The 19,845-nt window shown below is 61.8% G+C and carries 15 protein-coding genes and 1 pseudogene; 3 read left to right on the forward strand and 13 right to left on the reverse strand.

The features are described 5' to 3' along the window. Positions 1-4: 4 nt before the first annotated feature. The 4 genes from RCH06_RS13755 to RCH06_RS13770 all read right to left on the reverse strand — a co-directional run bounded on the left by RCH06_RS13755 (position 5) and on the right by RCH06_RS13770 (position 4,934). Positions 5-673: a hypothetical protein gene (locus RCH06_RS13755; protein ID WP_327082033.1), complete on the reverse strand. Its 669-nt coding sequence runs from the start codon at positions 671-673 to the stop codon at positions 5-7. A 25-nt stretch (positions 674-698) separates the two neighbouring features. Further along, on the reverse strand, positions 699-2,831 hold the full coding sequence (glyS, locus tag RCH06_RS13760; RefSeq protein ID WP_327082034.1) for a glycine--tRNA ligase subunit beta: 2,133 nt from the start codon (positions 2,829-2,831) through the stop codon (positions 699-701). Positions 2,832-2,834: 3 nt separating this feature from the next. Then, positions 2,835-3,758: a glycine--tRNA ligase subunit alpha gene (glyQ, locus tag RCH06_RS13765; RefSeq protein WP_327082035.1), complete on the reverse strand. Its 924-nt coding sequence runs from the start codon at positions 3,756-3,758 to the stop codon at positions 2,835-2,837. Positions 3,759-3,917: 159 nt separating this feature from the next. After that, on the reverse strand, positions 3,918-4,934 hold the full coding sequence (locus RCH06_RS13770) for an asparaginase (RefSeq protein WP_327082049.1): 1,017 nt from the start codon (positions 4,932-4,934) through the stop codon (positions 3,918-3,920). Positions 4,935-5,188: 254 nt separating this feature from the next. Between RCH06_RS13770 and RCH06_RS13775 the strand changes: the two genes are divergently transcribed. Further along, on the forward strand, positions 5,189-6,112 hold the full coding sequence (locus tag RCH06_RS13775; RefSeq protein ID WP_327082036.1) for a LysR family transcriptional regulator: 924 nt from the start codon (positions 5,189-5,191) through the stop codon (positions 6,110-6,112). A 1-nt stretch (position 6,113) separates the two neighbouring features. On the opposite strand, the gene lnt is transcribed toward RCH06_RS13775, so the two are convergent. The 8 genes from lnt to RCH06_RS13815 form a co-directional block, all read right to left on the reverse strand. Next, a complete protein-coding gene (gene lnt / locus RCH06_RS13780) occupies positions 6,114-7,631 on the reverse strand; it encodes an apolipoprotein N-acyltransferase (protein ID WP_327082037.1) in 1,518 nt (505 codons plus the stop codon). Positions 7,632-7,806: 175 nt separating this feature from the next. After that, positions 7,807-8,676, reverse strand: coding sequence for an HlyC/CorC family transporter (locus tag RCH06_RS13785; RefSeq protein WP_327082038.1), 870 nt, complete (start codon positions 8,674-8,676; stop codon positions 7,807-7,809). 286 nt (positions 8,677-8,962) lie between these two features. After that, the gene (locus tag RCH06_RS13790; RefSeq protein WP_327082039.1) at positions 8,963-9,700 is read right to left on the reverse strand and encodes a GNAT family N-acetyltransferase; all 738 of its coding nucleotides are present in this window, start codon (positions 9,698-9,700) and stop codon (positions 8,963-8,965) included. 323 nt (positions 9,701-10,023) lie between these two features. Then, the gene (locus tag RCH06_RS13795) at positions 10,024-13,404 is read right to left on the reverse strand and encodes a hybrid sensor histidine kinase/response regulator (protein ID WP_327082040.1); all 3,381 of its coding nucleotides are present in this window, start codon (positions 13,402-13,404) and stop codon (positions 10,024-10,026) included. Positions 13,405-13,424: 20 nt separating this feature from the next. Further along, positions 13,425-14,537, reverse strand: coding sequence for a response regulator (locus tag RCH06_RS13800; protein WP_327082041.1), 1,113 nt, complete (start codon positions 14,535-14,537; stop codon positions 13,425-13,427). A 237-nt stretch (positions 14,538-14,774) separates the two neighbouring features. Further along, positions 14,775-15,683, reverse strand: a complete 909-nt coding sequence (locus RCH06_RS13805; protein ID WP_327082042.1) for an esterase/lipase family protein — start codon at positions 15,681-15,683, stop codon at positions 14,775-14,777. A 19-nt stretch (positions 15,684-15,702) separates the two neighbouring features. Next, entirely contained in the window at positions 15,703-17,328 is a 1,626-nt protein-coding gene (locus tag RCH06_RS13810) for a GMC family oxidoreductase (RefSeq protein ID WP_327082043.1), read from the reverse strand. A 29-nt stretch (positions 17,329-17,357) separates the two neighbouring features. After that, entirely contained in the window at positions 17,358-17,867 is a 510-nt protein-coding gene (locus RCH06_RS13815; protein WP_327082044.1) for a hypothetical protein, read from the reverse strand. Positions 17,868-17,944: 77 nt separating this feature from the next. Here RCH06_RS13815 and RCH06_RS13820 point away from each other — a divergent pair, with 77 nt between their 5' ends. Together RCH06_RS13820 and RCH06_RS13825 are read left to right on the forward strand one after the other, a co-directional pair. Then, on the forward strand, positions 17,945-18,691 hold the full coding sequence (locus RCH06_RS13820) for an FFLEELY motif protein (protein ID WP_327082045.1): 747 nt from the start codon (positions 17,945-17,947) through the stop codon (positions 18,689-18,691). A gap of 166 nt (positions 18,692-18,857) precedes the next feature. After that, positions 18,858-19,331 (forward strand): annotated as a pseudogene (locus RCH06_RS13825) (IS3 family transposase); the annotation flags it as partial. 76 nt (positions 19,332-19,407) lie between these two features. Here the strand turns inward: RCH06_RS13825 and RCH06_RS13830 are convergent. Then, a partial coding sequence (locus RCH06_RS13830) for an IS66 family transposase (RefSeq protein ID WP_327082046.1) occupies positions 19,408-19,845 on the reverse strand: 438 nt, incomplete at its 5' end.

Here is a 19,845-nt window from a genome sequence, read left to right on the forward strand (position 1 = left end):
GCCATCAAGGTGAACGGGTCGTTGGAATCGCCTGCCAGGCGGTCACGAACCGGCCGCTGAAGCGCCCGGGCGAGAACTGCAGCGCCAGCGTATCGCCGGGTTTCAAGGGCGCGGCACGCACATCGTCAATCAACAGGCGCTGCGGGATTTCCAGGCTGGCTACTTGCAGCACCAGCTCGGTGCCGCCCAGGCTGCGCAGGCTGGGGGGTTTGAACTTGCTGGTCACCACGCGGGCCTTAACCGGGGCGGCGGACGGACTGGCCGATGTGCGCGCGTCTTGCAAAAACAGTCCTTGCTGGTTGAAGTGCCGCTCCAGCATCGCGCCGCTGCCCGCCAGCCACAGCAGCAGCCAGACAGCACCAATCGCCGGCATGACCCGCTGCCAGCCCAGCCGGTAGATGACGACAGCCGCCACGACGAGCAAAGCCAGCACCACGGCCACCGGCCAGAGCAAGTCCGCCAAGCCGGTCGTGGTCGAGACCGGAACCAGTGCCAATGCGGGAATCGTGCTCTGGCGGTCGTCGGCCAGTTGCACCAGCCAGCGCACCGCCACCATGAACGCGGGCGGCCCAAAGATCAGCCAGGCCGTGCGCTGTGAAGTCCAGCCAGCGGGCACGCCCGTTGCGGCAGTGTCAGGCGTTGCAGGCATCACGCGGGTTGATTCGCGGTTCATGGGGTCAGGCGTCGGCACCGACAGTTCAAGCCACCAGACGCGACAGGTCAGCCACGCGGTTCATGGCGTCATGCAGGCTTTTGAGCAGGCCCTGGCGGTTCAAGCGCAAGTCCAGTTCTTCGGCATTCACCATCACCCCGTCGAAGAACGCATCGACCGGCGCGCGCAGCGTCGCCAGGGTTTGCAGCGACGCGGTGTAGTCGCCCGCGTCAAACTGGGCATTGGCCTGGGGAACCACGTCTTTCATCGCGGCGTACAGGGCGATTTCAGCCGGTTCCTTGAGCAACAGTTCGCTGACATGCGCGTCCACTTCCTGGGCTTTTTTCAGGATGTTGCTGATGCGCTTGTTGGCAGCGGCCAGCGCCGGCGCTTCGGGCAATGCGGCAAAGGTGCGAACGGCGGCCAGGCGCTTGGCGACATCGCCGAGGCGCTGCGGTTTTTGGGACACGACTGAATCGACTTCCTGCGCGCTGAAGCCTTGCTCGCGCAGGGAGCCGGCGAGGCGGTCGTAGATGAAATCGGTCAGCGCCACGGAGGTGTCGGTGATCTTGTCACCAAAAACCTGACCGGCATCGCGTACCAACGCACCCAAGTCCAGCGGCAGGTCTTTATCGACCAGCATCCGGATCACGCCCAGCGCATGGCGGCGCAGCGCAAACGGGTCTTTGTCGCCCGTTGGCAGATTACCGATGCCGAACATGCCGACCAGCGTTTCGAGCTTGTCCGCCAGCGCCACCACCACGCCGGTCATGTTGCGCGGCAACGTGTCGCCGGCAAAACGTGGCTTGTAGTGGTCTTCAATCGCGTCGGCCACGTCAAGGCTCAGGCCGTCATTGAGCGCGTAATAACGGCCCATCGTGCCCTGCAATTCCGGGAATTCGCCGACCATGTCGGTGACCAGATCGGTCTTGGCCAACAGTGCGGCCTGGCTGGCTTGTTCTGCCAGCGCATCTCCGCCGAGTTGCTGGCCAATCGCCTTGGCAATCGCCCTTACGCGCTCAACACGCTCGCCTTGCGAGCCCAGCTTGTTGTGATAAACCACCTTGTCCAGCCCCGCCACGCGCGACGCCAGCGTCTTCTTGCGGTCCTGGTCAAAGAAGAACTTGGCATCGGCCAGGCGCGGGCGCACGACGCGCTCGTTGCCGCCAATCACGGCGCTGGCGTCGTCAGGCGAGATGTTGCTGACGACCAAAAACTGGTTTGTCAGCTTGCCCTCGGCATCGAGCAACGGAAAGTATTTCTGGTTCGCCTTCATGGTCAAAATCAGGCATTCCTGCGGCACGTCGAGGAACTCTTTTTCAAACGTGCAGACCAGCACATTCGGCCGCTCGACCAGCGCCGTGACTTCGTCCAGCAACGCGTCGTCGTCAATCGGCATCACGCCGCCGCCGACTTCCGTGGCGGCTTCGGCCAGTTGGCGGGCGATTTCGGTTTTGCGGGCAGCAAAGCTGGCAATCACCGCGCCGTCAATTTCCAGCGTGGCGGCGTAGCTGTCGGCATCTGCAAACACCACCGGGTCTACGGCGGCTTCAAAACGGTGGCCATGCGTGAAGTTGCCGGACGTCAAGCCCAGCACATTAACCGGCACGACCGTGCTGCCATGCAGTGCAACCAGACCGTGCGCCGGGCGCACAAAGTTCACGCTGGTCCAGCCGGGCAGTTCGCAGTCGGTTTCCAGCTGGTAGCTCATGACCTTCGGAATCGGCAGCTTGGCAATCGCCTCTTCCAGCGCTTTTTGCAGGCCAACATCGAGCGTCGCACCCGTCACCAGGCTGTCATAGAACAGCGCTTCGGCCTTGCCGTCGGGCGCGCGCATCAAAGCGGCGACAGCAGCCACCGGGTCAGACACATCGGCCCCCAGCGCCTGCAGTTTCTTGATCAGCGCAGGGCTGGCCTGGCCCGAGGCATCCAGCCCGACCGACACCGGCATGAGCTTTTGCTGCACCGCCTTGTCGTCAGCCTTGAGCCCAACCTGGCTGATGTGCGCAGCCAGGCGGCGCGGCGAAGCATAGGCCGTGACCACGGATTCAGCGGTGGCCAGCCCCTGCGCCCTGAGCTGCTCGGCCAGCACGCCGGCAAACGCGTCACCGAGTTTTTTCAGCGCCTTGGGGGGCAGCTCTTCTACAAACAGTTCAACCAGAAGGTTTTTCGTCGTCATTTCTCAGGCACCCTTCTTGGCTGGTTTGCTGGTTTTTCTCATCTGTTCAACCCATTCGCGCGGCGCCAGCGGGAAACCCAGGCGCTCACGGCTTTCGTAATAGCTTTGCGCGACCAGGCGCGACACATTGCGGATGCGGCCCATGTAGGCGGCGCGTTCGGTCACGCTGATCGCGCCGCGCGCGTCCAGCAAATTGAAGCTGTGCGCGGCCTTGAGCACTTGCTCGTAGGCCGGCAAGGCGAGTTGCTGCTCGATCAGGTATTTGGCTTGCTTTTCATGCGCGGTGAAGGCGGTGAACAGGAAATCGGTGTCGCTGTGCTCGAAGTTGTAGGTCGATTGCTCGACCTCGTTTTGCTTGTACACGTCGCCATACGTCAGGCCTTCGGTCCACTGCAGGTTGTAGACGTTGTCCACGCCTTGCAGGTACATCGCCAGACGCTCCAGGCCGTAGGTGATTTCGCCAGTGGCCGGTTTGCAGTCAATGCCGCCAACCTGCTGGAAATAGGTGAACTGGGTCACTTCCATGCCGTTGAGCCAGACTTCCCAGCCCAGGCCCCAGGCGCCCAGCGTCGGGTTTTCCCAGTCGTCTTCGACAAAACGGATGTCGTTTTTCTTCAGATCGAACCCCAGCGCTTCAAGGCTGCCGAGGTACAGCTCCAGAATGTTGGCCGGTGCGGGTTTGAGCACCACCTGGTATTGGTAATAGTGCTGCAGGCGGTTCGGGTTTTCGCCGTAACGGCCATCTTTCGGGCGGCGGCTGGGCTGCACGTAGGCCGCTTTCCAGGGCTCGGGGCCAAGCGCTCTTAAAAAAGTAGCAGTATGCGAAGTCCCCGCGCCGACTTCCATGTCGTAGGGCTGCAAAAGTGCGCAGCCCTGGTCGGCCCAGTAGGTCTGCAGTTTCAGAATAATTTGCTGGAAAGTGAGCATAAGAATGGGCCGTGGCAAAAAACGTGTAGCCGCCTATTATCGTCACCCCCATAAAGAAAACCCCCGGCACAAGGCGTACCGGGGGTTTTTGCACTTTCAGTGGGCCGGTTGACGACCCCAGCCCTGCCTGCGCGCGGACGGCGCGCAGGCAGGCGCGTTTCAATATTCCCAGAAAATGCGCTGCAGTTCCTTGGTGTCGCTGGTCTTGGTCAGGGCGACCATCGCCAGAATGCGGGCCTTTTGCGGGCGCAGATCGTGCGCAACGACCCAGTCGTACTTGTCATCAGGCTGCTCGGCATTGCGCAGCACGAAACCGTCCGGCACGCGCGCACTGCGGATCACGATGGCACCATCGGCGCGCACTTTTTGCAGGTAAGGCACGATGCGGTTGGCCACGGAGCCGTTGCCGGTGCCGGCATGAACCAGCGCTTTCACGCCGCTTTTGCCCAGTGCTTCGATGGCAGTAGGCTCGACGCCTTCGTACCCCATGGCGATGCCCACGTTGGGCAGCGAGGTGATGGTGTCGATGTCGAACTCGGAGTTCATGGTGTGGCGCTTGACGGGGGCGCGGAACCAATAGTTCTTGCCTTCCACAATCATGCCCAGCGGGCCCCACTGGCTGGAGAACGCGTTGGTCTTGATGTTGATGTTTTTGCTCACATCACGACCGCTTTCGATGGTGTCGTTCATGGTCAGCAACACGCCCTTGCCCACGGCGTCCTTGCTGCCGGCCACGGCCACGGCGTCGAACAGGTTGAGCGCACCGTCAGCTGACAACGCCGTACCGGGGCGCATCGAGGCGACCATCACGATGGGCTTGCTGGTGCGCTCTACCAGCGTCAAGAAGTAGGCGGTTTCTTCGACCGTGTCGGTGCCGTGGGTGATGACGATGCCGTCCACATCAGACTGCTTGGCCAGTGCCGAAACACGCTTGGCCAGCGTCAGCAGGTTGTCGTTGGTCAGGCTTTCCGAGGCGACCTGGAACACCTGCTCGCCGCGCACATTGGCCACGGTGGCCAGCTCGGGCAGACCGGCAATCAGCTTGTCCACACCGACTTTGGCAGCGGCATAGGTGGCGCTGTTCAGTGCTGACGCGCCCGCGCCCGCAATGGTGCCGCCGGTGGCCAGAATCACGACATTCGGCTTGGCGGCTTGCGCCATCGCCAGCGAGGCCATGGCGGCCAGGCCCAGCCCGGCCACGAGTTTGGCGATTTTCAATGGCAAGTGTGTTTGCGTTTGCATCAGGTGTCTCTCAAAGTTTTTAAAGGGGCCAATGGAAATGGCGCTTGTTGAATGCCCGGCCTTGACGCCTGAGCGTCAAAGGTCGCTCATGGTAGTGAGGGCCGCCGCTCAATGGCGATGCATAATTTGGGCCCAGTTGTGCCTGAAACTCACACCCTCCTCCTCCCGCGTACCCCTGCCCGACCGCCATGAACCTCAGGCAACTCGAAGTTTTCCAGGCTGTCATGCAAACCGGCAATATGAGCGCGGCTGCACGGCTGATCTGCGTCACCCCCTCGGCGGTCAGCAAAACCATCGGGCATACCGAGCTGCAGCTGGGCTACAAATTGTTCGTCCGCTCAAAAGGCACGCTGGCGCCGACGCCTGAGGCGCGCGTGCTGTTTGAAGAGTCCGCGCTGATCCACCGCAAGCTCGACGAGCTCAGGCGTATTGCCGTCAACCTGCGCCAGAGCGAGGGCGGGCAGGTGCGGCTGGCGGCCCTGCCGTCCATCAGCCACGAGTTTTTGCCGCTGGTGCTGGAAACGTATTTGGCGCGTTATCCGCGCGTCAATCTGGAGGTGCGTACGCTGCATCAAGACCAGATGGTCGAGGCACTGGTGACCCGCCGCGTGGACTTTGCGCTCGGGTTTTATGCCCATCCGCATCCGCTGGTGACCAATACCGCCTTGGTGAGTGGCACGCCGTACCTGGCCGTCCGGTCTGACATCTGGGCACGTGCCCTGCGGGCGCGGCGTCAAAATCCCATGTTGTTTTTGAACCGCATGCCGCTGGTCAGGCTGGTGGGTGAAGACCCGATGTGCCAATCCATTAACGCCCTGGCCAGTCAGCTGGAGCACACTTCAACGGCCAGCCTGCAAGTGCATACGTCGCGGCTGGCGCTGGAGCTGGTCAAGCGGGGCATGGGCTGGACGGTGGTTGATTTTCTGACGGCGCGCAATCTTGACAAGTCCTCCATCACGGCGGTGCCGCTGCCTGACTCTGCCCCGATTTCACTGCAAATGTATGTGGCGGCCAGCACGCCGCCCAGTCAGGACGCCTTGCGTATGGTGGGCATGCTGCCGGATTTGCTGCAGCAGATGATGGCGCAAAGCCCCGCGCCCAGCCGCGAATGAATCAGCGACGCCGGCCCGCAAACGCCCCTGACGCGATCACAAGCCCCAGCGCCCACAGCGGCCACAGCCCAAACCGGCCCACCCACCAGGCGTAGGGCGTGACGCCGCTGCGCCCCTGCACGTCGCCCACCAGAGCGCCCCGGGTGTGGCGTGGCAATGAGTGCGTGACTTCACCGCGATGGTTGATGATGACCGTCGCGCCGGTGTTGGTGGCACGAATCATGGGCCGGCCAAACTCCAGCGAACGCATGCGCGAAATCTGCAAATGCTGGTCAATGGCCACGGTGTTGCCAAACCAGCCAATATTGCTGACATTGACAAAAATCGTCGGCGCTGAGGCCGCATCGACAAAACGCGCGCCGAGTTCTTCGCCAAACAAATCCTCATAGCAAATGTTGGGTGCCAGCCGCTGGCCCTGCCAGTCAAACGACGGCTGGCCGACCGCGCCGCGATTGAAGTCGCCCAGCGGAATATTCATCAGCTTGATGAACCAGTGAAAACCGGGCGGAATGACCTCGCCAAAAGGCACCAGATGGTGCTTGTCGTAACGGTACGGTGGGGGCGCGGGCTGGCCAGCTGCAGAGGGCAGCGCGGGTTTGAAACCCAGCACCGAATTTGAATAACCGGTGTTGTAGTCCCCGAGCGGCAAACCAATCAGCGCGGCTTGTGTGCCGGTGGCAAACCTGGCCTGCAACGCATCCCAGTAACCCTCGGGCAATTGCTGCGGCAGCAGCGGCAGCGCCGTTTCGGGCGCAACCACCAGCGCGGTTTTGGCTTCCCCCAACTGCTCGCCATACCAACGCAGCGCCGAAATAACGCCGGTGCCACCAACAAATTTTTCATCCTGCGGAATATTGCCCTGCAGCAGCGTGACCGACAGAGGTTTGACCAGCGCCGGGTCAGCCTCGACATCCGCGATGTTGAAAACCGGCAGCCACGCCAGCAGCACGCTCAGCACGGCAAGCGCCCCGGCGCTGACCCAGCGCGTTTTGGTGGCAAGCACGCAAAACGCCAGCCAGGCCGCGACCCACGCCGCCATGAACGTCAAGCCATGCACGCCGACCCAGGCCGCCAGCGGCCGCGCCCAGCCGTCGACATGGGCGTAACCGCCCTCGCCCCACGGAAAACCCGTCAGCAGCCTGACCCGGGCCAATTCGGCCAGCAGCCACAACGCTGCAAAAACAAGAGCACGCAGCGCAGGCCGGGCAGGCGCCAAGGCCACAAACAGCCCCGCAGCCGCCGCGTAATACAGCCCCAGCAAGGCCGACAGCAGCACAATAGCCGCCACCGTCAGCGGCGCCGCCAAACCGCCATAGGTATGCAGCGAAATGAACAGCCACCAGAAGGTGGCGCACATCATGGTGGTGGCAAACAAACTGCCCAGACAGGCGCCGCGCTGCCATGAACGCGCGCCGTCCAGTTGTCCGGCCAGCAAAGCCAGCGCCAGCAATTGCAACCCGCCTGCGGGCTGGCCCTGCACCAGTCCGACTACCGAGCCGAAAGGAAAAGGCCATGCCATGCTGGCGGCATGAAAGCATCCAGCAATTAAAACAATAGCGATTTGAAGCAGCGTGAGCGAATGGGCGGCCGATTTCTTCGCCCGTGGAGCGCCCCCTGCTCCGTAGTGGGCGGTCGAGGCCGCTTTCATGCGGCCAATCGGCTGCTCATGCAGCAGGTCACGGGCGTCACGACCGTCACGCAGCAGCGTCTGTCGCGGCGAGGGCGGCGGGCGATACCTTGAACCAGCGCACCGCGCCGCCCTTGGTGTGCAGCACGGTGAACTGCAGGCCGGCCAGCGCGTAGTGTTCGCCGCGCTTGGGAACGTGGCCCATTTCGTGCGCCACCAGGCCGCCAATGGTTTCAAAGTCGGTTTCAGGCAACTGCACGTCAAACGACTCGTTGACGCGTTCGATCGAGGTGTCGCCGTTCACGCGGTAGGTGTGGTCGGTGAGGCCGAAAATATCGCCCTCGTCTTCGGCAATATCAAACTCGTCCTCGATTTCTCCGACGATTTGCTCCAGCACGTCTTCAATCGTGATCAGGCCGGCCACGCGGCCAAATTCGTCAATCACGATGGCCAGGTGATTGCGGTTGTCACGAAACTCGCGCAGCAGCTCGTTCAGGCCCTTGCTTTCCGGCACAAACACGGCCGGGCGCAGCAAGGCGCGGATATTGAGTTCAGGCGCGCGCTGCAGTTTGAGCAAATCCTTGGCCATCAGGATGCCGATGATGTTTTCTTTTTCATCCTCAAAAACCGGAAACCGCGAATGGGCGGTGTCGATGATGAGGTGCAGCAGTTCATCAAACGGCGCATCAATGTTGACCAGATCCATGCGCGGCGCGGCCACCATGACATCGCCGGTCGTCATGTCGGCCATGCGGATCACGCCTTCGAGCATTTCGCGGCTTTGCTGGCCGATGACATCATTGTCCTGGGCTTCCACCAGGGTTTCGATCAACTCGGCTCTGGAGTCCGGGCCGGGGTGGAGCATTTCAGCGAGCTTTTGCAAAAAGCCGCGCTTGTCTTCCGTTTTGGAAGAACGACTGGGAGGAACATCGGACACGTGAGGGCGGTCGGTAGTGGAGAAGCGGCCTAGGATAGCTTAAATTTTTGACGCTGCGCAGGCGGGGGTAACCCGGATGCGGTGGATTCGAGGCTGTCAGTCTTGCCGGCAGATGCGGCTGGATTCCCGCTTGAGCGGGAATGTCGGCACACAAGCCAAGGCCAGCTCCCACCCGGCGGACGGGAAGTTCCCCGGCAGCAGGGGCCGCGAAACCGGCTTTGCCGGGCCGCAGGCGCAACACTACTCGGGAGGCAGCGAACCCCACGCAGAGGGAAGCGTGGGGACTTTACATCCTTGAGCGGTCGCGGCTGTCGCGCACGCCTTGCCGGACTTCCTGCAGCATCGCCAGAAAATTCCAGAACTGCCTGGCCTGCACTTTCAGGCGGTAATCGGTCTGGGCAATCTGCTCTTCGAGCAGTTCGCTGACGCGTGAATCCATGTCTGCGGGCAGCAGCGTGAGATAGGCTTCGCTCTCGGAGCCGTCGCGCACCACCGTGGCACCGGCCTTGCGGGCAATCGTGAGCATGGCGGTGTTTTCGCTCAGCGCGTGGATGAACATCATCTCGACGCCTTCATTGCGCGAATGCATCACCGCCCGGTCGAACAGGCGGGCGCCGTAACCCCGGCCACGCGCATGGGCCAGCACCGAAACGCCAAATTCTGCGCAGCTTTTCAGCTCGGGATCGGTGGAAAAGGCCAGATGCGCCATCGCAATCAGCTCCAGCCGGCGGTTGTAGATGCCGAAGATCTCGTCGCGCTCAAAATCAAGCCCATCGACATAACGCCTGATCTGCTCGTCGTTGGCCGAATAACCAAAGCGCAGATAACGGTCTGACGGGCTGAGTGCCAGCAAATGCGCGGCAATGCGCTCGCCGTGGCTGGGCCCGATGGAGCGAATCGGAACGATGACCGACGACACGCGGGGCGGTGCAGCTTGACGCTGTGCGCTGTCCTGTGCCGGCTGGCGGAAAAAGTCCCGGCCTGCCTGGAAGGATGTTTTTAAGAGAGTTCCCGGATTAACCATGACGCCAATATAAGGGTTATCCCTAGATAAATCACTCTATCGGGGAAAATCCCTGCGACTGCAATTTTGACAAAATCAAGCATTAAAAATGGCTTCTGCGCAGTACCCACGCCAACAAGCAGCTATTTAATCAGTAGCAGTTATGAGGCTCTTTTCGTCAAAAAATGTTGCAGTGCAGCAACGTCATCTTTGCTTTTCTGCCGTCCCTGTAAGCCACCGCCCGATTTTCACCGCTGTGACCGCGAATCCGTACGCCGCGTGGGCATTTGGCAAGGCCCGGCGAGCGGCTGAAGCGCTTGCGGCCGGGTACGCGCTTGAATGGATCAGCAGGCCGGCGAGTCGGTCTGCGCCATGAAGTCTTGAAGCGCCTCACAGGTCTTGCCGGCAAACTGCATGATGCCGGTGACCTGACTGGCAGCGTCTGCCGGCGACTGGCCTTGCAGGCAGGACTGCTCCAGCGTACTGCACGCCCCGCTCAGCGCCTGGGCGCCGACGTTGGAGGCGGCTCCTTTCACCGCATGGGCGGCGCGCGACAGGGCGGCGCTGTCACAGGCCAGCAAAGCGCCCCGAATATCTTCAAGGCGCTGGGGCATTTCCTTGGTGAAAAGCGCCACCACTTCGCGCGTCATGCTGCGCGCGTCGTCGTCAAACTCCCGGAACTGCTCCAGCCGGCCCCAGTCCATCAGCCGCTGTTCACAATTCAGGTCATTTAGGCTTGTTGCGCAGGCTGCTGTTGCGTCATCAGCTATTGTTTTAATAGTGTCATCGGCTTCGGGCGGATGGGCATAACGCATCAGCGATTCGGCCAACTCGTCAATCCTCAGCGGTTTGGGCAAAAAACCCAGCATGCCGGCTTCCAGACAGCGCTGACGGTCTTCTTCAAGCACCGAGGCGGTCAGCGCAATGATGGGCGGCGCGCACTTGCCGTGGTTGCTGATGATGAGGCGGGACGCCACGAAGCCGTCCATGACGGGCATGTTGGCATCCATCAGGATGGCGGCGTACTGGCGTGGCGTCTCGCCGGTGCCGGTGCGCAGCGACGCTGCAACGCGCTCCACCGCCTCCTGACCGTTCAGCGCCGTGGCGGCTTCGTAGCCGAGTTTGGTCAGCATGGCCAGCGCAACTTTCAGGTTGATGGCGTTGTCATCGACCACCAAAATGAACTGGTTGCGGGCGGCGACCAGCGCCGGTTTTGCTACGTTTTGTATAGCGGCTACCGCAGACGTGACGCGCGCCAGCGACTCAAAAAGCTGGGATTGCCGGTAAGGCTTGAGCAAGCGCACATCAAACAGCCGCGCCTGCTCGCCGCTGGGCATGGTGCCCGAGGTCAGCAGCACGATGGGCGTGTCGGGCGTGCGTTCGCGCAGTAGTGCGGCAAAGGTCTGGCCGTCCATGTCGGGCATGTGCATGTCGGTCACGACGACATCGACCGAATTGGTCTCCAGCCAGGCCAGCGCTTCGGCGGCGCGCTCGAACAGCACCGGCTCCATGCCCCAGCGCCTGAGCTGCTTGTCCAGAATACGCAAGTTGACCAGCGTGTCGTCCACCACGGCGGCCCGCTTGCCGGCCAGGCTGACCATGTGCAGCGAAGACAGCATGGCGACTTCCGGCGCGTCGGTATGGCCGAGCCGGGCGGTGAACCAGAAAGTCGAGCCTTCGCCAGGCACCGACTCCAGCCCGACGGCACCCCCCATCAGCCCGGCCAGCCGCTTGCAGATGGCCAGCCCCAGCCCGGTGCCGCCGTATTTGCGGGTGGTGCTGGCATCGACCTGGACAAAGGACTGGAACAGGGCCGCCTGGCGATCCGGTGCAATGCCGATGCCGGTGTCCTTGATGCGGAACTCGACCAGCGCGCCTTGGCAAGGACTGAAGTCTTCAAGCACATGGGCTGAAACGACGACCTGACCTTTTTCGGTGAACTTGACGGCATTGTTGACCAGGTTCAGCAGCACCTGGCGCAGCCGCGTCACGTCGCCGCGCACCCAGCCGGGTAGCTCGTCCCCGATGTCGACCAGCAGCTCAAGCCCTTTTTCACGGGCGCGCGGCGCGCCGATGTCGCAGGCCTCTTCAATCGTTCCGAGCAGGTTGAGCGGCTCGTTTTCCAGCTCCAGCTTGCCCGATTCGATTTTTGAAAAATCAAGAATGTCATTGATGACGCCCAGCAGCTGGTCGCTGGAGATGCGCATGGTGTGGACATAGTCGCGCTGCTCGGCGTCCAGCGGGGTGTCGGCCAGCAAGGTGGTCATGCCTACCACGCCATTGAGCGGCGTGCGGATTTCGTGGCTCATGGTGGCCAGGAAAGCGGCCTTGGCACGCACCGCGCCCAACGCCTCTTCACGCGAGGCGTTCAGCTCGGCGGTGCGGCTTGCCACCCGCGCCTCCAGCGTGTCGTTGGCCTCGTGCAGCGCCAGCGTTTGCACCTTGACGGCGGCACGGCTGCGCTTCAGCTCTTCGGCGCTGTCGTGCAGGGTTTGCGAAAGTTGCCTGACTTCGGCGATGCGGGCATGTCGATGAACCGGTGGCACCTCGGCCCGCGCCAGCTGGGCAGCTGCTTGGCTCAAGCGCTTGAAATGCTGACTCAGGCACCACGCCAATGCAATGGCCAGCAAGGCGCCCAGCAGCAGGATCAGCCCGGTGACCAGCAGCGTCTTTTTCAGTGCCGCCTGCGCACCGGCGGTGAAGTCGCTCTCGGGCGCCACCACCACCAGACTCCAGCGCACGCCCACGCTTTCGCCAAAAGGCTTCAGCGCCACCATCAGCGTGTCGTCAGCCATCGCAATGCGGTGCAGGAAAGACACACGCTGCACGCTGGACTCCAGCATTTTCCCTAGACTCGGGGCGGCTCCGGTATAGGCGCGGCGAACCAGGGCGTTAAGGCTTTGCAGTGGCTTGTGGCGCTGCAGATGGTCGGGCGGACCGGAAAAAAGTTCGTCGCCGGTCGAGCTGGCCACCAGAAAACCCTGCTCATCAACCAGAAAAACCGCGCCATGCGCGCTGATGCGCATACCCTGCAGCATTTCGCCCAAGTGCTTCAAGGGCAAGTCCAGGGCAAACACCCCCAGCGCACCACCACCGTCGCCGCCATAAACCGGCTGCGCCAGTGCGATGCGCAGTTGCCGGTCAGTGGCCGAGACGGTCACTGGCGTAAAAGTTCGCCCCTTTTGCGCTATTGCGGCCTGATACCAGGGTCGTTGGCGCGGCTCATAGCGGTCGCGCCCGGAGGGTTGGGGCTGCCGTCGGTCGCCGGGGTATTCGGCCCGGAAGAGCTGTCGTCCTGGGTCGCCCGGCTTGCGCTCGCCCACCTGCACCACGCTGACAGCGTCTTGCCTAAAGGTTTCAACACCCCTGTATTCGCCGTGAACATTGCCCAGGTAGATGCGGGGAACTTCAGGCGTCATGCGCGTCAGGGCAAAAGCAGTTTGCTCGAACAATGCCGGCGTCTCGATCAACTGGCGCGCCCGCAGCACGGCAGTGGCATCGGGCTGGTCCTGCACCAGGCCGTTCAGCATGACATGGGCTTGCGCCAGATGGGCTTCGGTATTTGTTTTGACCCGCTGCGCCACGTCTTCAATAATTTTTTCCGCCAGCATCTGCGCGCTTTGCAGGCTGCTGCGGTACAAAAACCAGCCCACGGTCGCCGCAGGCAGCAGGGCAAACAGCAGCAGGCTGGTAACCAGCACCGTTCGCAGCGAGAAAGTTCGCACGGGCTGCTGCGGGCCAGCCTTCATGTCAGGCCCAGGATTTCCAGCGTATCCATGGGATTGCTTCGTCCCGGCACCTGAACCAGCGCCCGTTGACCGGTGCGAACCGCCCCGGTCACCAGCCGCACCGCCTGCACGCTGGCCGCCACGGTCCAGTCCAGACGCGGTTCACCTTGAAACAACTTCAGCGCCGCTGCCACGGTGTCGCCCACGGGCGTGGTCTGGCCGGTGCGGCTGATCAGGCCGTCCAGGCTGGCAAACGTGACCGGGCCGCTGTGCAGCGCCACGCCGAGCGAAAATTTTGGCAACCGACGTTCGGCAAAATGCTTTTGCACATAGGCATCGATGCGCCGGGTTGCATTGGCCAGCCCCAGCGCGGCACGCACCGCCCGCAGGCCATGATTGACGGAATGGGTATCTGCCGCATCGACAAACACGCACAGCATGCCGGAGCCCACAAACTGCATGGTGTGCGCGCCAAACAGATAGACGGTGTCGCCCACGCTGCTGTAGAGCTGCTGCACGATTTCGCTGAACTCGGTGCTGCTCAGGGTTTGCGTCCACAAACCATAGTCGCGCATGTCGGCATACAGCACCGTGGCGCTGGCAAACTTGTGCTGTTCCTGCGCCGGACTGCTTTCGGGCCACTGCTCACTGAGCGCCTGGACCATGCGCTTTTCGTACAGCGCGCCGATCTTTTGGCGCTGGTCGTCAAGCGCGATCTGCACCGCCTTGCCAACGCCCTGCGTGCGCATAAGCTCGGCCCGGTCGCGTTTGTTCAACTGCGCACTGACTGCTTCGCGCAACTCCTGCGGCGCAAAAGGCTTGGTCAGGTAGTCGTCTGCGCCAGTCGTCATGCCTTGGCGCATGTAGCTGCGGTCTTGCAGCGAGGTGAGCAAAATCACGGCAGTTTCGGCCAGCGCGTCGTCGTTGCGCACCTGGTCCAGCACCTCGAAGCCGTCCACAAACGGCATCTGGACATCGCTGACGACCAGGTCGGGCTTGTGCTCACGAATCAACGCCAGCCCTTTGGCGCCGTCTTCTGCAGCCATGACCTGGTAGCCTTCTTTTTTTAGCACCTGGCTGACCAGCAGGCGGGTGCCCGCATCATCATCAATCACCACGATCAAGGGCATAAAAACGCTCGCTATTTCTGAAGTTACCTAGAGGCAACGGACACGGAAGCAGCAGCCCCGGCAGCCCATGACGCCGTCGAAAACAGGCTTGCACCCTCCACGCCGGAAAATCCATGCGCAGAATGACAAACACTGAAAACCCCAATTGTCACAAAGAATTTGCTTATTTTGCGAGATGTTGCAGACTTTATGCCCAGCCGCGCCGTCATGAAACGCCACGCCAGCCCGAAAAAATGATCACGCAGGGCTTTCTTCCAGCAAGGCCAGCGTTTCCTGCATGACCTGCGGCACAAACGCCAGTTGCACATGCGCCACACCGCGAATCAGCCGGTTGCGCGCGCCGGGCAGCGTTGCGGTCGAGGCCGGAAAAACGATGTTGTCGCAATTCGAATACCAGCACGTGAAAATCGCCGGGCGACCCGCAGGCATCTCATGGTCGAGCTGCGTTTGCCAGTCGGACAGCAGGCGCATCTGGCGGCCATTGTGGCCGTGGCCAAAACGCGCCAGCCAAGTGCCCCGGTGCGGGGTGCCTATCGTCACCACATGATGGACACGCGCGTCGGCCTTCATGCGTTTGAGCCAGGCTCGCGCCACCAGGCCGCCCATACTGTGGCAGACCACGACCGGCGGCTGTCCGGTGGCATCGGTGACGCGCCGAACCGCGTCTTCAAGCAGCGGTACATAGTCGTCAATCGAGCAAAAAATCGGTTCCAAGTTGACCGCCACGAAAGCATGGCCCGTGCCCTCCAACTGCCTGAGCCACGGCGTCCACAAGCCGCGATTGCAAAAGAACCCATGGACAAAGACTACGCCACGGCGGCCCTGCACTCGCGCTGGCGGCGACAGCTGATCCGGGCAAGCGTTCGGGCGAAAAGGCTGACGCCAGCAGAATACCTGCGGTGCAATCAAGGTTTCACCCCACCACGCGGCCAGCAGTTCACGCCAAGTGGCTTGGGGTGCGGGGTCGCTCTGGTTCACCCGCCTGAGGAGTATGAATTCAATAGCAAGAAACACTGAGTAGCCCAGAGTTATCGCTATAAAACCAGCCAAAGCCAGCACGGGCTGGCTTTGGCCGAAATACAGCAGCCAGCCGCAAGCGGCTCCCACCAGCGACAGCGTCATCAAGCGTTGCAGGGATGCCAGCATAGATAGCGACTGCGGTCGTTCAGGCCAGCACGACGTCGCGGCCCGTCAGTTTTTTGGCCAGGTTTTGCGCCAGCCTGTTCACTGCGCCATACACCGACAGCTGCGGATTGGCGCCAATGCTGGTCGGAAACAGCGAACCGTCATGAATCGACAGATTCTCCAGCTGCCAATGCACACCATCGGGCTGCGTCACCCCTTGCGCTTCGGTGCTGGCCATGCCGCAACCGCCCATGACATGGGCGCTCACCATCTTGAGCAGGCGCGGCTTCATCGGCAGCGCCAGCACCGCCGCGCGCGCCTGCGCCCACGAGGTGTAGGGCGCGGCCATTTCATGCAGCGGAAAAACCTGCTTCGCGCCCGCCGCAAACTGGATTTCCATCATCGACAGCAGCGCCCGGCGCGCACCGTCCATCACATAGTCGCTCAGCGGATAGTCGAGCACAGCAGAGTGGTCACCACGCAAGCCCACCTTGCCGCCCGGTGCCTCATCATGAAAACCATCGCGCAGCAGCGCCAGCAGCGTGTGGTTGTGCGGAAAAGAGGTCAGCAAGTCATGCTGCCCCTGACCGAAACCCGGCACGGTGGAGGCAAAAATCAGCGGATGCAGCGGTGGCGCTTCGAGCTTGTAGCCCATGACGCCGTCAACCGGCTGGGTTTGCAGAAAATGATCGGTGTAAATCGACTGGGGCGCGCCGCTCCAGGCTTCGACTTTTTGCGCAAATACGCTCGACGACATCACCACCGGATGCAAAAAAGTCCGGGTTCCCAGCCGGCCATGCGGATCAGGCGCGCCCGAGCGCAACAACACGGGGGGCGAGTTGATGGCGCCACCCGCCAGAACGTAATGTTTTGCTACTATTTTTATAGCTGCTTGCGCCCGTCCAGATTGCACAAGCGCACTGTTTGACTCAATATTTCGGCAAATCAGCGCCGTCACCTTGCCGTTGGCCAGCTCAAACCGCTCGGCCCGCACTTCGGTCAACAACTGCGCCCCCAGGTCCAGCGCAGCCGGAATCGTCGTGACGAGCATTGACTGCTTGGCATTGGTCGGGCAGCCCAGACCACACGAGCCCAGGTTCCAGCAGCCCTTGACGTTGCGCGGGATGACGGCAGACGCAATGCCCAGTTGCGTGGCACCACGCCGCAGCAATTCATTGTTTTCGTTGGGCGCAGCCAGCCACGGCGTGATGTTCAAGCGCTGCTCGGCCTGCGCAAAATAAGGCGCCAGCGCTTCCGGGCTGTAGCTGCTCAGGCCGAACCGGTCTTGCCAGAACTTGAGCGTGGAAGGCGGCGTGCGAAAGGAACTGGTCCAGTTCACCGTGGTGGAGCCTCCAACGCAGCGGCCCTGCAAGATATTGATCGCCTTGTCTTCGGTCTTGCGCGCGGCGCTTTCCTGGTAAAGCGAAGGGTAGGCCTCCGATTCCAGCTGGTTGAAGTCGGTGCTGCTCTTGAGCGGCCCTTCTTCAATGATGACTACCTGCAGCCCAGCCTTGGCCAGCAATTCAGCCGTGATGCCGGCACCAGCGCCGCTGCCAATGATGGCCACATCGCAGACGATTTTTTCTGCAACGGGCCCCAACGCGCCGCCCGAGACTTTCCAGCCACGCCTAATGCCGTCTTTGATGGGGTCGTTCAATTGACTCATGGGGTTCCCGTTCGTGCAAAAAAGGCAGTTCAGATTTTCAGCGGGCCGGGATAGCCCAGCAAAGACCAGGTAGCTGCATCGGCAAAATACGCACCCGTCGCAATGTCATGCAGAGCGCCATAGGCCTGCTGGCGCAGGGCGAGCGCAGACAGCCGCATGTCCTGCAGCGCTTGCTGCAAGTCAACCACCGAAGCTTGCGCCCAAGGCTGGCGCAGTCCGGCCAGCGCAAGTCGTCCGGGCGCACTGGCCAGCACTGACAGCAATTGCGAAAGTTCGGCCTGCGCGTGCGGCGGCAAAGCCTGCACCAGGGTATCGACCCGGCTAAGCAAGCCATCAAGCGCCACCTGACGCGCAACCGCTTCCTGCGGCAGGCTCTTGTCAAGCACGCCCCGACCGATAGCCGAAAACACGTCGCGCCCAGCCGGAGACAGCGAGGCGTTGACTTGCAAACCCGGCTGCCACCAGCTTGCCGCACCGCCAGCAACCAGCATCACCGCCGCAGAGGTCAGGCCCAGCTTGAGCAGTGTTCTTTTTTGCATGGCGCGAAGTTTCTCATGGGACGAACGGTTTCTATAGAGCGCCGTCTCTAGCGAGTCTGGCTACACTTCCAGCTTGTATGGACTCAACCGCACAAAAAATACAGGACGCGCTGCAAGTCGTGTCACAGTTTCGGCAGCAGCATGCGAGCGACCCGGCATTGGCGCAGGCAAGCACCGAGATCAAGCGCTTTCAGGCACGCCGCTTTGAGGCCACCTACGCCGATCTGCTTCACAATCCGCGCTACCAAGCAGCAGCTTCTTTTTTTCTGCATGAGCTGTACAGCGACAAGGACTACGCCCAACGCGACCAGCAGTTCGGCCGCATTGCCAACACCATCGCCCGGCTGTTTCCGCAAGCTGTGGTCAATACGACGGGAGCGCTGGCAGAAGTCCATGCGCTGACAGAAACGCTGGACGACAAAATGGCACGCTGCTGGATGGCAGACGCTTCAGCCGCACCGCAAGATAATGAATGTGATCGCTATATCCGATGCTGGCGTCGTTTGGGGGACAGAGCTGCCCGGCACCATCAGCTGGAGGTCGTGCTGCAACTCGGTCAGGAAATGGACCGCCTGACGCGCATGCGCGGGCTGCGAACCCTGCTCAAGATGATGCGTCGCCCTGCTGCGACGGCGGGTCTTAAGTCGCTGCAGCAATTTTTGGAAACCGGGTTTGACGCATTTGTCCAGATGAAAGGTGCAGACGAGTTCCTGAAAAAAGTTCAGCAGCGTGAGTCGGCATGGATAGGCGCGCTATTCGACGACGATGCAGTCACTTGCCGGACTAAATTGGCGAATTTGCTGGCAACTGGCGCGACGCATTAGGACAAGCCCGCTAAGGTATCGACAGCAAAGCTTGCCAGGCCGAAAGCATTCTGGGTACGCGGCCACCGGATATTTGGGTGAAGACTCCTTCGTGCACGGCGACCATTGCGGTTGGAATGCGTTCAAACGCAAGCCCTAACTGAGAGTTATGGTTGCTGTGGGCGACGACCAGCACCGGGATGTATACGGGGTCGAGACAATATGCAAAGTCTTGCAGACTGCCTCGTCTTGGTACCGACGCCATGCAGCACAGCTGCGCAATCCCACCTTGCACTGTGAGCGCGCCGTGCAGGACGAGCGATTGAGCCCAGACATCCAATGGGTCTGGCACGCCAACTGGCAGGTCTATGGGACCGACAAGGTCTGGAAGCAGATGAACTGTGAAGGCACTGCATTTGCCCGGTGCACGGTCGAGCGGCTCATGCGGCGTCTGACCTTGCGTGGAGTGCGCCGAGGCAAAGTGGTGCGAATTACGGTGCCTGACACCTCTGCACCGCGCTCGCTGCACCGGGTCAACCGGCAATTCAAGGCAGATAGATCAAAACAGCTATGGGTATCGGACTTCACTTATGTGTCCGCCTGCCAAAGCTGGCTGTACGTGGCCTTCGCCACGGACTTATTTGCCAGAAGGAATGTAGGCTGACAGGTCAGCAGTAAGCGGCTCGTCATGGCACCTTGACCAGGCTTGCCGAAATATGCTGCGGGTTAGAGAAGAGTCAGTCCGCAGGCTGCCAGCGATGGGGCAGCAGCTCGTCGATGCGGCTGTTGAGGTGGCCAGGCAGTCGTGTGAGCACGTCTTTCAAGTACGCCCACGGGTCCAGGCCGTTCATCCTGGCTGATTGCACCAGGCTCATGACGACAGCGGCGCGCTGGCCGGCGAGCTCGCTGCCGGCGAACAGCCATGCTTTTCTTCCCATTGCCCACGGACGCATGAGATTTTCAATATGGTTGTTGTCGATGGCCACGTTGCCATCGACCAGGTAGGCCGTCAGCGCCGTCCAGCGGTTCAGGCTGTAGTTGATGGCGCCGGCGATGGCACTGCGGTCGGGCACGCGCTGGCGCTCCAGACGCAGCCAAAGATGGAGTTCCTCGCAAAGCGGCCCGGCCCTGGATTGCCTCATTGCCAGACGCTCGTGCTCGGGCAGTTCCCGGGC

The sequence above is a fragment of the Polaromonas sp. CG_9.5 genome (genome assembly GCF_035984465.1).
Taxonomy (GTDB): Bacteria; Pseudomonadota; Gammaproteobacteria; order Burkholderiales; family Burkholderiaceae_C; genus Polaromonas.